At 38.3% G+C, this 19,068-nt stretch carries 17 protein-coding genes and 3 riboswitches; of the genes, 16 read left to right on the top strand and 1 reads right to left on the bottom strand.

Annotation, left to right across the window (positions count from 1 at the left end):
• The first annotated feature begins 14 nt into the window (after window positions 1-14).
• The 4 genes from D2K40_RS05895 (at window position 15) to D2K40_RS05910 (ending at window position 7,100) form a co-directional block, all read left to right on the top strand.
• Entirely contained in the window at window positions 15-1,256 is a 1,242-nt protein-coding gene (locus D2K40_RS05895) for a DUF58 domain-containing protein (RefSeq protein ID WP_162879146.1), read from the top strand.
• Window positions 1,256-3,469 (top strand): DUF4129 domain-containing transglutaminase family protein, encoded by a 2,214-nt coding sequence (locus D2K40_RS05900; RefSeq protein WP_117153916.1) that lies wholly within the window; start codon window positions 1,256-1,258, stop codon window positions 3,467-3,469. The genes D2K40_RS05895 and D2K40_RS05900 overlap by 1 nt, the downstream gene beginning before the upstream one ends.
• A gap of 74 nt (window positions 3,470-3,543) precedes the next feature.
• A riboswitch (purine riboswitch) is annotated at window positions 3,544-3,644 on the top strand.
• 207 nt (window positions 3,645-3,851) lie between these two features.
• Window positions 3,852-5,399, top strand: a complete 1,548-nt coding sequence (gene guaA, locus D2K40_RS05905) for a glutamine-hydrolyzing GMP synthase (RefSeq protein ID WP_117154056.1) — start codon at window positions 3,852-3,854, stop codon at window positions 5,397-5,399.
• A 200-nt stretch (window positions 5,400-5,599) separates the two neighbouring features.
• A riboswitch (purine riboswitch) is annotated at window positions 5,600-5,701 on the top strand.
• A 94-nt stretch (window positions 5,702-5,795) separates the two neighbouring features.
• Entirely contained in the window at window positions 5,796-7,100 is a 1,305-nt protein-coding gene (locus tag D2K40_RS05910; protein ID WP_117153918.1) for an NCS2 family permease, read from the top strand.
• A gap of 168 nt (window positions 7,101-7,268) precedes the next feature.
• Here D2K40_RS05910 and D2K40_RS05915 read toward each other — a convergent pair whose 3' ends face one another.
• Window positions 7,269-7,703, bottom strand: a complete 435-nt coding sequence (locus D2K40_RS05915) for an Hsp20/alpha crystallin family protein (RefSeq protein ID WP_117153919.1) — start codon at window positions 7,701-7,703, stop codon at window positions 7,269-7,271.
• Between the two features lie 335 nt (window positions 7,704-8,038).
• On the opposite strand from D2K40_RS05915, the gene D2K40_RS05920 reads away from it, so the two are divergent.
• The 12 genes from D2K40_RS05920 to purN all read left to right on the top strand — a co-directional run bounded on the left by D2K40_RS05920 (window position 8,039) and on the right by purN (window position 19,068).
• Window positions 8,039-8,629: a DUF2179 domain-containing protein gene (locus D2K40_RS05920; protein WP_117153921.1), complete on the top strand. Its 591-nt coding sequence runs from the start codon at window positions 8,039-8,041 to the stop codon at window positions 8,627-8,629.
• On the top strand, window positions 8,580-8,810 hold the full coding sequence (locus tag D2K40_RS05925; protein WP_117153923.1) for an NETI motif-containing protein: 231 nt from the start codon (window positions 8,580-8,582) through the stop codon (window positions 8,808-8,810). Before D2K40_RS05920 ends, D2K40_RS05925 begins: the two co-directional genes overlap by 50 nt.
• An 83-nt stretch (window positions 8,811-8,893) precedes the next feature.
• Window positions 8,894-8,993: riboswitch (purine riboswitch) on the top strand.
• A gap of 238 nt (window positions 8,994-9,231) precedes the next feature.
• Complete coding sequence (gene purE / locus D2K40_RS05930; protein ID WP_117153925.1) at window positions 9,232-9,723, top strand: 5-(carboxyamino)imidazole ribonucleotide mutase; 492 nt, start codon at window positions 9,232-9,234, stop codon at window positions 9,721-9,723.
• Window positions 9,710-10,840, top strand: coding sequence for a 5-(carboxyamino)imidazole ribonucleotide synthase (gene purK, locus D2K40_RS05935; protein ID WP_117153927.1), 1,131 nt, complete (start codon window positions 9,710-9,712; stop codon window positions 10,838-10,840). Before purE ends, purK begins: the two co-directional genes overlap by 14 nt.
• A 23-nt stretch (window positions 10,841-10,863) precedes the next feature.
• Window positions 10,864-12,159 carry an adenylosuccinate lyase gene (purB, locus tag D2K40_RS05940; RefSeq protein WP_117153928.1) on the top strand — a complete coding sequence of 432 codons (1,296 nt, stop codon included), beginning with the start codon at window positions 10,864-10,866 and terminating at the stop codon, window positions 12,157-12,159.
• Between the two features lie 23 nt (window positions 12,160-12,182).
• Window positions 12,183-12,896, top strand: coding sequence for a phosphoribosylaminoimidazolesuccinocarboxamide synthase (gene purC, locus D2K40_RS05945; protein ID WP_117153930.1), 714 nt, complete (start codon window positions 12,183-12,185; stop codon window positions 12,894-12,896).
• On the top strand, window positions 12,893-13,144 hold the full coding sequence (gene purS / locus D2K40_RS05950) for a phosphoribosylformylglycinamidine synthase subunit PurS (protein ID WP_117153932.1): 252 nt from the start codon (window positions 12,893-12,895) through the stop codon (window positions 13,142-13,144). The genes purC and purS overlap by 4 nt, the downstream gene beginning before the upstream one ends.
• Entirely contained in the window at window positions 13,141-13,824 is a 684-nt protein-coding gene (gene purQ / locus D2K40_RS05955; RefSeq protein WP_117153934.1) for a phosphoribosylformylglycinamidine synthase subunit PurQ, read from the top strand. The genes purS and purQ overlap by 4 nt, the downstream gene beginning before the upstream one ends.
• On the top strand, window positions 13,808-16,036 hold the full coding sequence (gene purL, locus D2K40_RS05960) for a phosphoribosylformylglycinamidine synthase subunit PurL (protein ID WP_117153936.1): 2,229 nt from the start codon (window positions 13,808-13,810) through the stop codon (window positions 16,034-16,036). The genes purQ and purL overlap by 17 nt, the downstream gene beginning before the upstream one ends.
• Window positions 16,012-17,424, top strand: coding sequence for an amidophosphoribosyltransferase (gene purF / locus D2K40_RS05965; protein WP_117153938.1), 1,413 nt, complete (start codon window positions 16,012-16,014; stop codon window positions 17,422-17,424). Before purL ends, purF begins: the two co-directional genes overlap by 25 nt.
• Window positions 17,425-17,456: 32 nt before the next feature.
• Window positions 17,457-18,485, top strand: a complete 1,029-nt coding sequence (gene purM / locus D2K40_RS05970) for a phosphoribosylformylglycinamidine cyclo-ligase (RefSeq protein ID WP_117153940.1) — start codon at window positions 17,457-17,459, stop codon at window positions 18,483-18,485.
• Entirely contained in the window at window positions 18,478-19,068 is a 591-nt protein-coding gene (gene purN / locus D2K40_RS05975; protein WP_117153942.1) for a phosphoribosylglycinamide formyltransferase, read from the top strand. Before purM ends, purN begins: the two co-directional genes overlap by 8 nt.

Here is a 19,068-nt window from a genome sequence, read left to right on the forward strand (position 1 = left end):
GTTTACGCCTTTTATTGAAATTAGTTCAGTTAATTCTCTTATTTAGCTTGTTATTTTCGTATGCAATGTTTCAAGGGGGATTTGTAAGTTGGTTTCTTCTATATGCTTTTATACCAATTCTAATCTATCTTCTCACTGTTATGCTTTATCCACTTCGAACATGGAATGTTTCGCGTAATCTCTCTAAAGATATAACACGTGCAGGAAAGGATATTGAAGTTACAATTATATTAGAAAGAAAACTATGGATTCCATTGCCTTACCTTATTATAGAAGATTGTTATAATGCATCTTTACAAGAAACCTATCAATCAAAACATAACTTAGCGAGGTTAACAGAATCCAAGGAATTGAATAAAAATCGACAGTTTAAAAGAGTTGTATTTCCGATGTTTAAGCGCAAGCTACATTTCACCTACAAGTTAACTGATTTACCGCGAGGTGAGCATCAATTTCAAGCTGTACGAATAAAAACCGGCGATTTTTTTGGTTTTGTTACTAAGAGTTATATATTTGAATGTGTAAATCGTATTGTCGTATATCCGCAAGAAAAAGGCATTTCTATGAAAAAAGAACAAAACAGCTTTGAAGAGGGTGTTGCACCTGTTTATTCATTGCGATCAAAAAATGAGCATGTAGTTACTGGTGTACGTGAATATATGTCTGGTGACCGATTTTCATGGATTGATTGGAAAAGCTCTGCACGGAAACAAATGATCATGACGAAACAATTTGAACAAGAGAAAACAACAGATGTCTTCTTTATCTTAGACGCTTGTGATAAAAAAGAGTTGAATCAGGCAGCGTTTGAAACAAATGTAGAACTGGTAAATTCATTTGTTACTTTATTTGAAAATAAGGTGTCCAATATTGGATTGTTAGGGCTCGGACTTAAAAATGTCTATTTTTCCCCTCAACAAGTAGGGGCAGAAAAGAGATTGCTCCATCATTATTTGGCAACTGTTCAGCCAGATGGTGACAAAGCCTTTGCTGATCAGTTGGTAGAACAAATAAAACGAATGCCTATAAACTTAGTAGTTATACTCTTTTTAACTGATCTTAATCAAGGAATAATTACAGCACTAAAGCAAGTTCAACAACGGAATAAGCATGTTACGCTTTTTTTGACAAAGTCATCTAAAGACTTATCGGAAGAAGACCAACGTATGATACAGCAACTGAGAGTGATTGGTATGATGGTCAATGTTTGTACAGAAGAAGTAATGAAGCAGGATCAAATAGAGGTGAGTATGTAATGCTTGAGTCTAAACAAATTCCAAAAGAATCAATTGTCTTTTCGATACTGCTTTATCTCTGTGGATTTTTATTATTTTGGGAGTGGCTAAGACCACTGGAAGTTATATCAGATACGGGTAATATGACACTACTTGTGCTATATGCAGGTTTCTGCTTCTTTCTATCTATATTAAGAGTAAGTGCTTGGATTTCTGTGCCATTAAAGATAGCTGGATTATTGTTTATTTTAGATGGTTTATTTATGCAGGAAATAATTACAACTAGACAGTGGCTTATGGTTTTTCAGACTCAATTACAATATAACACCGAAATGATTATGGAACAGCAATGGACTCACTTAACACCATTCTTTCGAAGTTTATTATTCCTGATTTTACTTTGGCTCATGAGCTATTTAGTACATTACTGGTTTGTTATCGCAAGACGAGTTTTTCTATTTATTTTGTTAACATTTATTTATATTACTGTTTTAGATACGTTCACTGCTTATCAAGCAGATGAAGCTATTGTTAGAACATTTATTGTATCTATGTTTACGCTGGCACTATCTAATTTTTCAATGCAAATGGATAAAGAGTCATTAAAACCAGCTTATGGGAATTGGTTTGTCTCAACGGTTATTCCGATTATCATTATTCTCCCGTTGGTTACGATCCTGGGTTACTTTGCGCCTAAAGCTGAACCGCAATGGCCTGATCCAGTTCCTTTTATAACAAGTACTGCTGATTATGCTGGTTTTGGTGAAGGAGGAAGCTCTACTACACAAAAAGTAGGTTATGGAGAAGATGATTCTAACTTGGGTGGTTCCTTTATTCAAGATAATACGACTGTCTTTGAAGTGGAAGCTTCACAGAGTCATTATTGGAGAATTGAATCGAAAGATAGGTACACTGGAAAGGGTTGGGAGAGGTCAACGGAATTAGCATACCAGACACAACCAAACGGAAACATTGATTTAGACATGCATACTGAACAGGTTGATACAATTCAACAGTATGCTTCGGTTCATTATACGTCTGATGCCAACTTTTCAAAAGTTGTTTATCCGTATGGAATTAATAACGTTAGTAATGGAACGCATTTGAATTATTTACTGGATCAAGAGACAGGGATAATTGAAGTGGAGGGTCCTGAACAACAAGAGGGTTCAGTGTACTTTGATCTCACGTATCAATATCCTTCCTTTTCTCTAAACCAATTAGAAGCGGCTGGGGGTGACTATCCTGCTCCGATAGAGGATCTATATTTACAGCTGCCAAATAGTTTACCAGACCGTGTAGTTGATTTAGCAGAGGAGATTACTGCTGAAGATCAAACACGTTATGATAAGGTGAAAACAGTAGAAAGCTATTTTGATCACAATGGGTTTACTTATCAGTCGGAAGATATAGCAGTACCTGGTCGTAGAGAAGATTATGTTGATCAATTTTTGTTTGATACGCAAGTAGGGTATTGTGATAACTTTTCCACATCGATGGTTGTAATGTTACGTTCTCTAGATATTCCTGCACGTTGGGTTAAGGGATTTACTGGTGGTCAAATTGTTAATAACAATCCAAACGGCGTGTCTAGTTATTACAATACGTATCAAGTTACAAATAACAATGCACATTCATGGGTTGAAGTCTATTTTCCGGGAGTGGGTTGGGTACCCTTCGAACCAACGGTAGGATTCTCAAATAATGCTGATTTTTACCAAGAGGCAGATGCGGATCCGGATTCAAATGATGAGCAAGATGCCGAAGAGGAAGTTAACGCGGAAGAAGAGGAAGAATCTGAACAAGAACATCAAGAAGATGAACAGGCTCTTGGTTCTGAAGCTTCTCAAGATGGCGCTGCACTTTGGAACGGCTATCTTTTAGTGGGTTTAACACTTGGACTTGTAATAATAGCGGTTGTATTATTCTTCGCACGATACCGCTTGCTTACGCTGTTATTTATCAAACGGTATAAGCATTTTAATGATGAGAGATCATTGGATAAGGCGTATCATTTTCTTCTGCGTGTATTACAGCACAAAGGAATCAAGCGAAAACAAGGGCAAACAATCAGAGAGTATGCTAGGCAAGTTGACGCGTTCTTTGATTCAAATCAAATGACGCAATTAACCGGCTATTATGAACGGATGATATATAGAAGTGATGCAACGCTTCATGATCATGAGAAGATACTTGAATTATGGAAAAATTTATTAAGGCGTGCATGGTCTTGACCAGAAGATAAGGCACTGATAGAATGATATAAATATAATAGAAACATCCATCGTTTGGGTTTTCACTACCCATTCATGTAGTTGAATAACACCTCTGTATATTCTCGGAAATAGGGTTCGAGAGTTTCTACAAAACACCGTAAATGTTTTGACTATGGAGGCGGATTGACGTTTGTTTGCAGAATCTGCCTTCTTTAGTTTGTAGAGGGCAGATTTTTTGCACTGATAGGAAAGATTAATTTTAGCATGGGTGACTATCAACGTAGTAAAAATTTCAGGAAATTAGTATAAGTGCAACTAGGCAACCACTGGCGCCGGAAGGCTTGGTGCTAGCCAAGTTTTCTTTATATATATCAATGGAAGATAGAGTTGGATGGAGGAGATGACGAAGGTGCAAGCTACAAATGAAATGATCCTAGTTTTAGATTTTGGTAGTCAATACAATCAATTAATTACAAGACGAATTCGTGAGTTTGGTGTATACAGTGAGCTACACTCTCACCGCTTGACTGCTGAGGAAATAAAAGAAATGCAACCGAAAGGTATTATTCTTTCTGGTGGACCGCATAGTGTTTATGATGAAACAAGTTTTCGTTGTGATGAGGCTATTTTTGATCTAGGTATTCCTGTACTTGGTATTTGTTACGGAATGCAATTGATGACCCATCACTTTGGTGGAAAAGTTGAGCGAGCGAATCAGCGTGAGTATGGTAAAGCGGATATTCATGTAACAGAAAAGGCGCGCCTATTTACAGGGACTCCTAATGAACAAACAGTATGGATGAGTCATAGTGATAAAATCATTGAAGCTCCTGCTGACTTTGTAGTAGAAGCTACTAGTTCGTCTACACCAGTTGCAGCAATGAGTAATAATGATAAAGATATGTATGGCGTTCAATTTCATCCTGAAGTGCGCAACACCGTATATGGAAATGACTTACTGAGACAATTTGTGTTTGGGGCGTGTGACTGCCAAGGGGACTGGACGATGGCCAATTTTGTTGAACAAGAAGTTGAAAAAATTCAAGAAAAAGTCGGCGATAAAAAAGTCCTGTGTGCCTTAAGTGGTGGTGTTGATTCGTCTGTAGTTGCTGCTTTAATCCATAAAGCGATTGGCGATCAACTAACATGTATTTTCGTTGATCATGGTCTTTTACGTAAAGATGAAGGCGACATGGTAATGGAAACATTCCGTGATGGTTTCAAAATGAACATTATCCGTGTTGATGCACAAGAACGCTTTTTAAATAAATTAAAAGGTGTAACAGATCCAGAACAAAAGCGTAAAATCATCGGAAATGAATTTATTTATGTATTTGACGATGAAGCGGATCGCTTGAAGGATATGGATTTCTTAGCACAAGGTACACTTTATACCGATATTGTTGAAAGTGGAACAGAAACCGCACAAACAATTAAATCGCACCATAATGTTGGTGGACTTCCTGAGAACATGCAATTTGAACTATTAGAGCCACTTGACACATTATTTAAAGATGAAGTCCGTGCTTTAGGATTAGAGCTTGGTGTTCCGGAGGCGGTTGTTTGGAGACAGCCATTCCCTGGTCCTGGTCTTGGAATTCGTATACTAGGTGAAGTGACCGATGAAAAAATTAAAATCGTAAGAGAATCTGATGCGATCTTACGTGAAGAAATAAAATTAGCTGGATTAGATCGTGAAATATGGCAGTACTTTACCGTGTTACCAGACATTCGTAGTGTCGGTGTAATGGGTGATGCGCGAACATATGACCATACCGTTGGAATCCGTGCTGTCACATCAATTGATGGGATGACTTCAGATTGGGCTAGAATCCCGTGGGATGTATTGGAGAAAATATCCACTCGAATTGTTAATGAGGTCGATCATGTTAATAGAATTGTCTATGATGTGACGAGTAAGCCACCTGCGACGATTGAGTGGGAATAGAGTGCGACTTTCATTAATATATCCATTTAATCCGTCGAAACAGTCTATAAGTTGGATTTAAATGTTTTGTTGAAGTCGAATAATGAAGAAATTTGTATTAACTCAAGACATAACCGAACAATGGTTGTGTCTTTTTTTATAAACATTCGTTTTTTGGGTTGACTAAGGGATGATTCCTTAGTATTATAAAGAATGTAATTTAATTTAATAGAAAAACTCGTCGTATAATCTGGGGAATAAGGCTCTAGAGTTTCTATTAGACCGCCGTAAATGGTCTAACTACGCAGAAGAATAAATTATATCTTTTTAGTTTATTTGAATCTTCTGAATAGTTATGGAACACTCTTGCTTTTGTAAGGGTGTTTTTTTAACGACGAAAAGAGGAGGAAAAGGAAAATGAAGAAGTTTTTTGAGTTTGAGCAACTAGGTACCAATTATCGTACTGAAACCATTGCAGGTATTACAACGTTCTTATCTATGGCTTATATTTTATTTGTTAATCCTTCTATATTGACTGTGGATGGTACTACTGGTATGGATCCGGATGCGGTCTTTACAGCGACAGCTCTTGCGGCTGCAGTAGGTACATTAATTATGGCGCTACTTGCAAAATATCCGATTGCATTAGCACCTGGAATGGGATTGAATGCGTTTTTTGCTTATACAGTAGTATTGGACCAAGGAATCCCTTGGGAAACAGCACTTAGTGGTGTTCTTGTATCTGGACTTATTTTTATCGTATTAACAATTTCTGGTTTGCGTGAAAAAGTTATTAATGCAATTCCTAAAAGCTTGAAGTTGGCAGTAGGTGCTGGTATTGGTTTATTTATTGCCTTTATTGGTTTTCAAAATGCAGGGATTATTATTAGTGACCCCGCTACAATGGTAGCACTAGGAGATGTCACTTCTGGTAGTACATTATTAGCGATCTTTGGTGTATTTGTAACAGTTATTCTAATCACGTTAGGTGTTAAAGGCGGAGTATTTTATGGAATGGTTATTACGTCAATTGCGGGTATTCTATTCGGTTTAATCGATCCACCGAGCGGGATTGTTGGTTCTGTTCCGAGTTTAACTCCAACATTTGGGCAAGCATTTTTAAATTTAGGTGAAGTTTTTACATGGCAAATGATCGGTGTTATTTTAACTTTCTTATTCGTTGACTTCTTTGATACGGCTGGAACATTAGTGGCTGTTGCGACAAAAGCTGGACTAATGAAAGACAACAAGTTACCGAAAGCAGGAAAGGCGCTTTTCTCTGACTCAGCTGCAACAGTAGTTGGTGCAACATTAGGTACATCAACAACTACTTCGTATGTAGAATCTGCAACAGGTGTTAGTGCTGGTGGACGTTCTGGTTTTACATCTTTAGTAACTGCTGGTTTGTTCTTATTAGCATTGTTTTTCTCGCCATTATTAAGTGTCGTAACGGCTGCTGTTACAGCACCAGCATTAATAATTGTTGGGGTAATGATGGTAACTGCCCTAAAGGGAATTGACTGGGATCAATTTGAAATTGCAGTACCAGCATTCTTAACATTAATTATCATGCCACTTGCATATAGTATCGCAACTGGTATTGCAGTAGGATTTATCTTCTATCCAATTACAATGTTAGCAAAAGGAAAAGTAAAAGAAGTTAATCCAATTATGTGGTTCTTGTTCATTGTCTTTATTCTTTATCTCACATTCTTAAGTTAAAATTACTAAAAAGCTTTGACTGGTATCTCAGTCAAAGCTTTTTTTGATTGGTAGATTCGGAGAACGCCCGAATAATTGTTAATTTCGCCGGAATATTGCTTGTATTCGCCGAATTATCGCCAAATTCGCCGGAAAAATGCTCAGTTTCGCCGAATTAAAAAATTAATATTACTCTTCGTCTAATTGTCGAATGTCAAGGCGCTTTTTCTTTGTTTGTTCTTGCATCAGTCGGTGTAATCGAATGACTAATAATCCGTATTGATAGGTAGCATCTATTTTATCCTCACGAACAGGATATGGTAAGTCGATCTTACGATTAAATGTTCCATGTAGGATTTCTTCTTTAATAATTTGTCCGCGATGGTGTTCAATCTTAATTGTTCCGTTTAATTCTAATTGACTTTGATTAACAAAGATGTCGATTTTCCTTACGTCATCAAATCCAGGTAGACTTACATAACAAACAACTTCTTTTTCAGTTTGATACAAATTAATATGAGGGATTGGCGGTTTTAATACATCATCAAATTCGTTCCAAAATTTATCACCAAAAAAGTGATCCATATTCTTTTTCCAATCATTCATTTGTTCAAATGGTTTCATTTTTTCCTCCTTATAAGTCACTCTACTTGTATTACACCTTTCTTATCTATTAAAATCGCGCTAAAATGGAAGAAATGTTGTATGATATAGAATATGCATTTTTTGATATTTGGGTGAATAGCATGAGGGAAGACTTAATTAGTTTGGTTAATTCAGTTGTAAGTGTGGAATTATGAGTAATACGAGTTGGTAAGAAGTTGTTCAAAAAGTCACCAAATTATAAGCGGCGCATCTCTTCGTTGGCTTATTCTTCTGGTCCTCAGAAACTTCGCCGTCTCGACTTGCTTGCTTCTAATTGGTCGACTTTTGAACACACATATAAGGGAGGATTTATTTTGTTAGATAATGCATTAATGATGGTTACTATCATCTTGGTTATCAATATATTTTATGTTTCATTTTTTACGATAAGGATGATACTTACATTAAAAGGTAGACGTTATATCGCAGCTGGAATTGGTATGGTGGAAATCACAATCTATACGTTAGGATTGGGACTAGTTCTAGAAAATCTTGACCAAATCGAGAATTTGATTGCCTATGCACTTGGTTATGGTATTGGTGTTATTGTAGGTTCTAAAATAGAAGAAAAATTAGCACTCGGATATATCACAGTAAATGTTATATCATCCAATCCAGATATTCAATTTACCAAACAGCTGCGTGATAAAGGCTACGGTGTAACGAGTTGGTATGCTTACGGTATGGATGGTGACCGTTTATCGATGCAAATTTTGACACCGCGGAAATATGAATTAAGTCTATATGAAACGATAAAAGGGATTGACCCGAAAGCATTTATTATTTCCTATGAACCGAAACAAATCAATGGAGGGTTCTGGGTCAAACAAGTGAAGAGAGGACGAATTTCAAAGAATGCCGAAAAACAAGAAGAAAACAGAGCAAACGAGCAAGAAAAGGTTTGAAGTAGAAGAAGGAGAAACTATTGATGCATGTTTAGAGCGCATCAAACAAGCAGGATTTACACCTATTAGAAGAACAGAGAAACCTATTTTCAAAGAAAAAACACCAGGTGATAAAGAAAGTGTGGAGCCAGTTGCAAGGCAAATCATTTTTGATGCAGTTGTGACAAAAGACGAACATTAACTATCATGATCATTTAATTGTTCGATTTTAATTGACGGATAGTTGTTTCCTTGTTATCATAAATATGCAGTTAACAAATCTAACAAATTAAATAGTAAGTACCTCATATAATTTTGGGAATATGGCCCAATAGTCTCTACCCGTTACCGTAAATAATGGACTATGAGGGAAGATGATTCATTGCGTGTTTTTCATCTAGATCATCGTTAAGTTATGCCTTAACGGAGAGGGTTTGTGGTAAAGTTATATTTTGTAAGTTGTATAACATTTTAAATTACCCTTTTTAAAAATTAGATGAATATCCTGCAATGCTGTTTTACTTATGTAATAATGTCTACAAAAGCCTATTCATCTTCTCTCATAATGGGAGATGAATAGGCTTTTTCTATTACTTTTGCAGTAGGGGAGAGGGGATATTATGATGACAGCAGTCGGTGTAATCATGGGAAGTATTTCCGATTGGGAAACGATGCAGCATACATGTCAGATGCTCGATGAGTTAGGTGTCGCTTATGAGAAAGAAGTTATTTCAGCCCATCGAACGCCAGAAGATATGTTTACTTATGCAGAAAATGCTCGTGAAAAAGGCTTAAAAGTAATTATAGCTGGAGCTGGTGGTGCAGCACATCTACCAGGTATGGTTGCAGCAAAGACTACACTTCCTGTAATCGGTGTTCCGATTCAATCAAAAAGCTTAAATGGATTAGACTCCTTGTTATCCATCGTACAGATGCCAGGTGGTGTACCTGTTGCTACCGTAGCGATTGGTGTAGCAGGGGCAAAGAATGCCGCAATTTTAGCAACGCAGATCATTGGTGCTTTTGAAGACGATGTTGCAAGTCGTCTAACAAAATACCAGCTACAAATGAAAGAAAAAGTAGCAGAAATGAGGGAAGACCTTGCAAAAGAATAAACTGTTATTTGGTTCTACGATTGGAATTATTGGTGGTGGCCAATTAGGAAGAATGATGGCGACTACTGCAAGACATATGGGTTATTCAATTATCGTTCTTGATCCAACACCAGACTGCCCGACAGCTCAAGTTGCTGATGATCAATTGATCGCAGCGTATGATGATATGGAGGCAATCAGACAACTGACCGAAAGATGTGACGTTATTACTTATGAGTTTGAGAATGTTGACCTTCAAGCTGCACAATATATAGAAGCAAAAGGGAAGTTGCCACAAGGTACAGCTTCTTTAAGAATAACGCAAGACCGTGAACAAGAGAAAAATAAGATAGTCGAAAGTGCACAACCTGTAGCGACTTTTAATATAGTTCAAGCAAAAGAAGAAGTGCATGATGCGATTAAGTCGATTGGGTTTCCGGCGGTACTTAAAACATGTCGTGGTGGGTACGATGGAAAAAGACAGTTGAAATTAGAAAGTGAGGCAGATCTTGTCGAAGCGGCAGATTTTGTTGAAAAAAATGGCCGTTCTATTATAGAGCAATGGATACTATTTGATAAAGAAATTTCAATCGTGTTCACGCGAGGACAAGATGGAGATATTACGTATTTCCCTGTTGCTGAAAATACACATAAAGACCATATTCTCCATACGACAGTTGTTCCTGCCCGTATTACAGAATCGGTAGAGAGTAAGGCGAAGCAAGCAGCAGCGTCGATTGCTGAAACGATCGGTGTAGTCGGGACATTTACAATTGAAATGTTCGTTAAAGATGATGCGATTTTTATTAATGAAATGGCGCCTCGCCCACATAACTCTGGGCATTATACAATTGAAGCATGTAATGTATCGCAATTTGAACAACATGTAAGGGCAATATGTGGCTTGCCGTTGCTTCCAATCTATTTTCATGGGGCAGCAATTATGATCAACCTATTAGGGGAAGATGTTGCATCCTTTATGCAATATATAAATGAAATCGGGAAGGGTCATATTCATATGTATGGCAAAAAAGAAAACAAACCAAAACGAAAAATGGGGCATGTTACATATATAGGAAAGCAATTGGATTCACTTGAGCAAGAATTAATCAACACGCAGCTTATACATACAAAATAGAACTACTAGGAGGATTTTTAATTATGATTGAACGCTATACGAGAGAAGAAATGGGAGCTATTTGGACAGATGAAAATAAATACCAGGCATGGCTTGAGGTCGAGATACTAGCCTGTGAGGCATGGAGTGAATTAGGAATTATTCCAAAAGAAGACGTTGTTACATTACGAAAAAATGCCTCATTTGATGTATCGCGAATTTTGGATATTGAACAAGAAACACGTCATGACGTTGTTGCCTTTACCCGTGCCGTTTCAGAAACGTTAGGTGAAGAAAGAAAGTGGGTACATTATGGCTTAACATCAACGGACGTAGTAGATACGGCATTATCTTATAATCTAAAACAAGCAAATGCTATTATCAGAGAAGGCATTGAAAATTTCATTGAGATTCTTAAAGAAAAAGCAATTGAGCACAAACATACGGTTATGATGGGAAGAACCCATGGGGTCCATGCAGAACCAACTACATTCGGTCTAAAGATGGCGTTATGGTATGAGGAAATGAAACGTAATTTAGAGCGTTTTAATGCAGCGGCAGAAGTAATTGAAACAGGAAAGTTATCTGGAGCAGTTGGTACATATGCAAATATTGATCCATTCGTAGAAGAATATGTGTGTAAAAACCTTGGGCTAAAAGCAGCACCCGTTTCAACACAAACTTTACAACGTGATCGTCATGCCCAGTATGTTTCTACGTTAGCGTTAGTCGCTACTTCGATTGAAAAGTTTGCAACTGAGGTTCGTGGCTTACAAAAAACAGAAACACGTGAAGTGGAAGAATTTTTTGCGAAAGGTCAAAAAGGTTCATCAGCTATGCCACACAAACGTAATCCAATTGGATCAGAGAACATGACTGGAATGGCACGTGTGATCAGAGGTTATATGATGACAGCGTACGAAAATGTTTCCTTATGGCATGAACGTGATATCTCTCATTCATCTGCTGAACGTGTGATTTTACCGGATGCAACAATTGCACTTGATTACATGCTAACGCGTTTTAGTAAGATTATTAAAAACTTAACAGTGTTCCCTGAGAATATGAAGCGTAATATTGATCGAACATATGGTGTTATCTTCTCACAACGTGTATTGCTGACGTTAATAGATGAAGGAATGAGTCGTGAACAAGCGTATGATATTGTTCAACCAAATGCGATGAAGGCTTGGGAAAATGCAATTCCATTCCGTGAATTAATTGAGGCAGAAGAGCAAATTACCAATCTATTGTCAGAAGAACAAATCGCTGCTTGTTTTGATTACACGTATCACTTGAAAAATGTTGATCGTATTTTTACTAAAATTGGCTTGGCGTAAAAACTAAAAGAAGGGGTGTTATCTTGAAAGCTAATCTGTTATATGAAGGTAAAGCGAAGCAAGTTTATACGGTAACGGATGATCCGAACTTACTTGTTCTATCTTACAAAAATGATGCAACAGCATTTAATGGTGAAAAGAAAGCGAATTTTTCAGGAAAAGGCCGGTATAACAATTTAATTGCAGCTAAGGTATTTGAATATCTTCACGTGCATGGTATTCCCAGTCATTTTAAAGAAACATTGAATGAGACAGAGCAACTGGTCGAGCGAACGACGATTATTCCAATAGAAGTTGTTGTAAGAAACGTAGCTGCTGGAAGCATTACGCGCAGATTAGGCATAACAGAGAAAACACCTTTTCAGCCACCACTGATAGAATTTTTTTATAAAGAAGATGCACTTGGGGATCCCATTATTAATGATGCCCATGCGTTATTCCTAACAGATGCGACCGAAGCAGACCTAGCTGAAATTAAGGCCATTGCAGGAAAAGTAAACGAGCAATTACAAGCATTTTTTAAACAAGTGAATCTACAATTAGTAGATTTCAAATTAGAATTTGGTAGAAATAGCACTGGAAAAATAGTGCTCGCAGATGAAATATCACCGGATACATGCCGGCTTTGGGATGTTGAAACAGGCGAAAAGATGGATAAAGATGTGTTTCGGGAGGATTTGGGTGATTTAGTCCACGTATACGATCAAATTTTAAGACGACTGGAGGCAGTAAAATGAAAAAAATAATGATACACATTACATTAAAAGAGGGCGTACTTGATCCACAAGGAAAGGCTGTACAAGGCTCATTAAATACATTGGGGTATGATGCAGTTCAAGAGGTGCGTGTCGGTAAATACATGGAGTTATTTGTTGAAGAGAGTGCAGATATCGAACAGCAAATTGAGGATATGTGTGCAAAGCTTCTTGCTAACCCAGTCATTGAAAATTATCAGTATACCGTGGAGGAGGGCGTCACACAGTGAAAATTGCAGTGATTGTTTTTCCGGGATCGAATTGTGATCGAGATATGTACCATGCTGCCAAAGATGGTTTGGGTGCTAATGCTGAATTAGTTTGGTATGAGGGTGCCAATCTAGCAAACTATGATGCTATTCTTTTGCCTGGTGGTTTTTCTTATGGTGATTACTTGCGTTCTGGCGCAATAGCTTCTACATCTGATATTGTGACGCAATTAAAAATCCAAGCAGATAAAGGTACACCTATATTGGGTGTATGTAATGGATTTCAAATTTTATTAGAATCAGGCTTATTACCTGGTGCGATGCTTCGTAATAAAAATTTAAAATTCATGTGTCACTTTGAGGATTTAGTCGTTGAAAATAACCAAACAATGTTCACTACAAGATACAAGGAAAAAGAAGTGATCTCGTTACCAATCGCACATGGTGAAGGCAATTACTATTGTGATGAAACAACACTTGCTTTATTAAAAGCCAATAATCAAATCGCATTTACGTATGCAAATAATCCAAATGGATCGTTTGAGAATATCGCCGGAATCGTGAATCAAGATGGAAATGTCTTAGGAATGATGCCACATCCAGAACGTGCAGTTGAGGCACTTCTTGGCTGTGATGATGGGTTAAAACTATTTAAATCAATGCTAGAAAATTGGAGGGAAGCATATGTTGCAGGCGCCTGAGATTACTCCCGAATTAATTGAACAAGACAAAGTCTATCATGAAATGGGTTTAACCGATCAAGAATATCAATCTGTTAAAAAGATTCTAGGAAGAAGGCCTAATTTCACGGAGATAGGGATCTTCTCTGTGATGTGGTCAGAGCACTGTAGTTATAAGACTTCTAAACCGCTACTAAGAAAATTCCCAACTGAAGGTCCACAAGTTATTCAAGGCCCTGGAGAAGGTGCTGGAGTAGTTGATATTGGTGATGGGCAAGCTGTTGTATTTAAGGTCGAGAGCCACAATCATCCATCAGCCGTAGAACCATATCAAGGCGCCGCTACTGGTGTTGGTGGTATTATACGTGATATTTTTTCAATGGGAGCAAGACCAATCGCTGTTTTAAATTCGTTGCGGTTTGGTAATTTAACAAGTGGTCGTGTCAAGTATCTATTAGAAGAGATTGTGCACGGGATTGCTGGATATGGAAATTGTGTTGGCGTCCCAACTGTAGGCGGAGAAATTCAATTTGATGCTTGTTATGAAGGTAACCCACTTGTGAACGCAATGTGTGTGGGGATTATTGATCAAAAAGACATGCAAAAAGGGATTGCAGCAGGAATTGGAAACACGGTGCTATACGTTGGCTCGAAAACAGGACGTGATGGGATCCATGGTGCGACATTCGCCTCTGAAGATTTAACAGAAGATTCGGAAAGTAGACGGTCTAATGTGCAGGTTGGGGACCCATTTATGGAGAAACTTTTAATTGAAGCGTGTCTTGAAGTGATTCACTCTGAACACCTCGTTGGGATGCAAGATATGGGGGCAGCCGGTTTAACTTCTTCGGCAAGTGAAATGGCAAGTAAAGCTGGTACAGGGATGGAAATGAATTTAGATCTTATTCCACAGCGTGAACAAGGTATGACAGCTTATGAAATGATGTTATCAGAATCACAAGAGCGGATGTTACTTGTGGTGAAACAAGGACATGAACAAGAAATTATTGATGTTTTTGAAAAATATGGACTCGAAGCGGTTGCTGTTGGCCATGTAATCGAAGAAAAACAATTCCGTTTGCTCCATAAAGGGGAAGTTGTTACAGATATACCAGTAGACTCTTTAGCTGAAGATGCACCCGTTTATCATAAGCCATCAAAAGTACCGGCATATTTTGAAATATTTCAGCAAATGGAAGAATATGAGCCAAATGTAACAGATCCTGGAGAAATGCTCAGAACATTGCTACAGCAGCCTACAATCGCAAGTAAAGAATATGTCTATGATCAGTATGATTCGATGGTTCAAACGAACACAGTTCTTGCTCCAGGATCAGATGCGGCTGTTTTACGTGTGCGTGGTTTTGATAAAGCACTAGCAATGACAACAGATTGTAATTCGCGGTACATCTATTTAGATCCAGAAACAGGCGGTAAAATTGCCGTTGCCGAAGCAGCGCGAAATATTGTTTGTTCAGGCGCAAAACCACTTGCATTGACGGATGGGTTGAATTTTGGGAATCCTGATAAACCCGAAAACTTTTGGCAAATGGAAAAAAGCGTGGACGGGATGAGCGCCGCTAGTTTACGTCTAAATACACCAGTAATTAGTGGAAATGTATCGTTATATAATGAGTCTAACGGTCAAGCAATTTTTCCGACACCTATAGTTGGTATGGTTGGATTACATGACTCACTTGAACATATCACCACTTCCTTTTTCAAAAATGAAGGAGATCTTATTTATTTAATTGGTGAGACAAAGCCTGAGTTTGGTGGAAGTGAGTTGCAAAATGTCTTAGAAGGTAAATACTTCGGTAAAGCACCGATGATTGATTTAGAAGTAGAAGCGACACGTCAAGAAGCATTACTAACAGCAATTCAAACAGGGCTTGTGGTATCTGCACACGATCTAGCAGAGGGTGGCTTGGCAGTTGCGTTAGCTGAAAGTTTATTTAGTCAATTAAGTTTTGGGTGTGCAGTAGAGGTAACAGGAGACAATACAACAGCATTATTTAGTGAGACACAATCACGTTTTCTTGTTTCTGTGAAAAAAGAAAATCAAGCCCAATTTGAGCAAATAATCAAGGATGCTACTGTAATTGGTAACGTGACAAACACAGGTCAATTGATAGTGAAAAATGATAATCAATTCGTTATAAAGGAAGAAGTAGCGTATATCCAAGCACTATGGAAAGGGGCTTTACCATGCTTGCTGAAATCAAAGGCTTAAACGAAGAGTGTGGTGTTTTTGCCATATGGGGTCATGAAAAAGCAGCTGAAATGACATATTATGGCTTGCACGCCATGCAGCATCGTGGGCAAGAAGGTGCAGGCATTGTGACAAGTGATCGAAACGAGCTCCATTTGCATAAAGGCAACGGTTTGATTAATGAAGTTTTTCAAGCGGGAGAAATTACTAGATTAAAAGGGTCTGCTGCTGTAGGGCATGTTCGCTATGCCACACAAGGTGGTGGAGGGTATGAGAACGTGCAGCCACTTGTTTTTCGCTCCCAAAAGAAAAGCATGGCGCTTGCGCATAATGGCAATTTAGTTAATGCAACTGCTTTAAAAAATCAATTAGAAGCACAGGGTAGTATCTTACAAACGACATCAGATACGGAAGTAATTGCTCATTTAATCAAGCGCAGTGGACACTTGGAGATGGACGAAGCCATAAAACAAGCACTAAGTATGATAAAAGGTGCTTACGCCTTTTCGATTTTAACAGAAGATCAATTATACGTCGCATTAGATCCACGGGGATTACGCCCACTTTCAATTGGGAAGCTTGGTGAAGCTTATGTTGTCGCTTCTGAGACGTGTGCATTTGATTTAATTGGTGCAACCTATCTACGCGAGGTAAAACCAGGAGAGCTAATCATAATTGATGATGATGGTTTGCGAACAACAACCTTCTCTTCACCAATGCAACGAACGCTTTGTTCGATGGAGTATGTGTACTTTTCACGTCCAGATAGCAATTTAGATGGGTTAAATGTCCATGCAAGTCGAAAAACAATGGGCAAACAACTAGCAAGTGAATCGCCTGTTGAAGCAGATGTGGTAACAGGTGTGCCTGATTCGAGTATTTCAGCGGCAATTGGTTTTTCTGAAGCTAGTGGTATTCCGTACGAACTAGGTTTAATTAAGAACAGATATGTTGGCCGTACATTCATTCAACCATCACAAGAGTTACGTGAGCAAGGGGTGAAAATGAAGTTGTCTGCGGTTAGAGGGATTGTTGATGGAAAACGTGTCGTTATGGTGGATGATTCAATTGTTCGTGGCACAACAAGTCGCCGTATTGTTAGTCTTTTAAAAGAAGCAGGAGCGACAGAAGTACATGTTCGGATTGCTTCTCCACCTATTGAGAATCCTTGTTATTATGGGATTGATACCTCGAATAAAGGAGAATTAATCGCTTCGAATTATAGTGTTGCCGAGATTTGCGAGGAAATTGGTGCAGATAGTCTAGCCTATCTCACTACAGAAGGTTTAGAGAAATCTATTATTAATGATACAGACTCAATGGATCATGGCATTTGCAAAGCTTGTTTCACTGGGAATTACCCGACGGAAATATACCCTGACACGGTTCTTCCTGCTTATAAGGAATAGTATTGAAAAGCCCTTAAAGGAGTTAATTTGATATGAGTGATATTTATAAAGACGCTGGTGTTGATGTACACGCAGGTTACAAAGCAGTTGACTTAATGAAAAAACATATCCAAACGACAAATCGAAAAGAAGTAATTGGTGGAGTTGGTGCATTCGCTGGCCTTTTTGACTTAAGTGGATTTTCTTATAAAGAACCTGTTTTAGTTTCTGGAACGGATGGTGTTGGAACGAAGCTGAAGTTAGCATTTGAGCTTAATCGACATGATACAGTCGGAATCGATTTAGTCGCAATGTGTGTCAATGATATTGTTGCCCAAGGTGCTGATCCACTATTTTTCTTGGACTATATTGCTTGCGGAAAAAACAAACCAACACAGATTGAACAAATCGTTAAAGGAATTAGCGCAGGTTGTGTGGAGAGTGGCAGTGCATTAATTGGTGGTGAAACAGCTGAAATGCCTGGTATGTATCAGGAAGGTGAATACGACCTTGCTGGATTTGTTGTCGGGATTGCAGAGAAACAAGCAGTTATCACAGGAGAAGAGATAGAAGTTGGAGACAAAGTGATTGGAATAGCTTCTAGTGGTGTACATTCCAATGGTTTCTCCCTTGTTCGTAAGATTATTACAGATAAAGGATTAGCGTATAATGATTACGTTGATAGCTTGGGGGACACTTTAGGAAATGTCTTATTAACTCCGACTAAAATATACGCTAAGGCAATCAAGCAGTTGAAAGGTGATCTTACAATTAAAGGCATTAGCCACGTAACAGGTGGTGGCTTTTATGAAAATATCCCACGTGCACTACCAGATGGACTGGGAGTGGCAATTAAGCAAAATAGTTGGCAAGTACCAGCGATCTTTCCTTATTTACAAAAACAAGCTGGATTCTCGTTAGAAGATATGCTGGGCGTCTTTAATATGGGCGTTGGTATGGCGATTGTTGTAGCCCCTGAGAAGCTAGATTTAGCTTTACAGTTGTTAGCTGATAGTGGTGAGGAAGCCTTTGGAATTGGAGAGGTAACAGCAGAATCAGGGGTGAAGCTCCTTCATGCGTAATAACAAAATCGCTATATTTGCTTCTGGAACTGGTAGCAATTATGATGCTATTATAGCAGCCATCCAAGCAGGTGAGTTAGATTGTGAGGTAGCACTACTTGTCTCTGATAAACCTGCAGCAAAAGTGATCGAAAAGGCGAAGCAAAATCAAACACCAACGTTTGTATTTGATCCAAGGCAATATCCAGATAAAGCTGCTTTCGAGCAAGAGATTGTCGAACAGTTGCAGGTGAACAATATTGAGTGGATTGTTTTAGCAGGTTATATGCGGTTAGTAGGTCCAACTTTGCTACACGAATATGAAGGTAGGATTTTGAATATTCATCCATCATTATTACCCGCTTTTCCGGGGTTAGATGCAATCGGGCAAGCCGCTCGTGCAGGGGTCAAAATTACCGGCGTAACGATTCATTATGTTGATGAAGGTATGGACACTGGAACAATTATTGCCCAAGAAGCATTGCCAGTGACGAATGAAATGACAGAAGTAGATTTGCAAAAACAGATACAAAGAATTGAACATAAGCTTTACCCTCAAACAATACAGCAAGTAATTTTACATACCAATCGAAAGGGGAACTAA

Origin of the sequence: Paraliobacillus quinghaiensis, assembly GCF_003426025.1 — a bacterium.
GTDB lineage: Bacteria > Bacillota > Bacilli > Bacillales > Amphibacillaceae > Paraliobacillus_A > Paraliobacillus_A quinghaiensis.

What these genes read in the sequence shown, in the direction of transcription:
- purN (WP_117153942.1), top strand. Translation starts at nt 18,478, where the DNA reads ATGCGTAATAACAAAATCGCTATATTTGCTTCTGGAACTGGTAGCAAT.
- purL (WP_117153936.1), top strand. Translation starts at nt 13,808, where the DNA reads ATGTTGCAGGCGCCTGAGATTACTCCCGAATTAATTGAACAAGACAAA.
- purE (WP_117153925.1), top strand. Translation starts at nt 9,232, where the DNA reads ATGACAGCAGTCGGTGTAATCATGGGAAGTATTTCCGATTGGGAAACG.
- D2K40_RS05915 (WP_117153919.1), bottom strand. Translation starts at nt 7,703, where the DNA reads ATGAAACCATTTGAACAAATGAATGATTGGAAAAAGAATATGGATCAC.
- purM (WP_117153940.1), top strand. Translation starts at nt 17,457, where the DNA reads ATGAGTGATATTTATAAAGACGCTGGTGTTGATGTACACGCAGGTTAC.
- D2K40_RS05900 (WP_117153916.1), top strand. Translation starts at nt 1,256, where the DNA reads ATGCTTGAGTCTAAACAAATTCCAAAAGAATCAATTGTCTTTTCGATA.
- purB (WP_117153928.1), top strand. Translation starts at nt 10,864, where the DNA reads ATGATTGAACGCTATACGAGAGAAGAAATGGGAGCTATTTGGACAGAT.
- purF (WP_117153938.1), top strand. Translation starts at nt 16,012, where the DNA reads ATGCTTGCTGAAATCAAAGGCTTAAACGAAGAGTGTGGTGTTTTTGCC.
- D2K40_RS05910 (WP_117153918.1), top strand. Translation starts at nt 5,796, where the DNA reads ATGAAGAAGTTTTTTGAGTTTGAGCAACTAGGTACCAATTATCGTACT.
- purS (WP_117153932.1), top strand. Translation starts at nt 12,893, where the DNA reads ATGAAAAAAATAATGATACACATTACATTAAAAGAGGGCGTACTTGAT.
- D2K40_RS05925 (WP_117153923.1), top strand. Translation starts at nt 8,580, where the DNA reads ATGCCGAAAAACAAGAAGAAAACAGAGCAAACGAGCAAGAAAAGGTTT.
- guaA (WP_117154056.1), top strand. Translation starts at nt 3,852, where the DNA reads ATGACGAAGGTGCAAGCTACAAATGAAATGATCCTAGTTTTAGATTTT.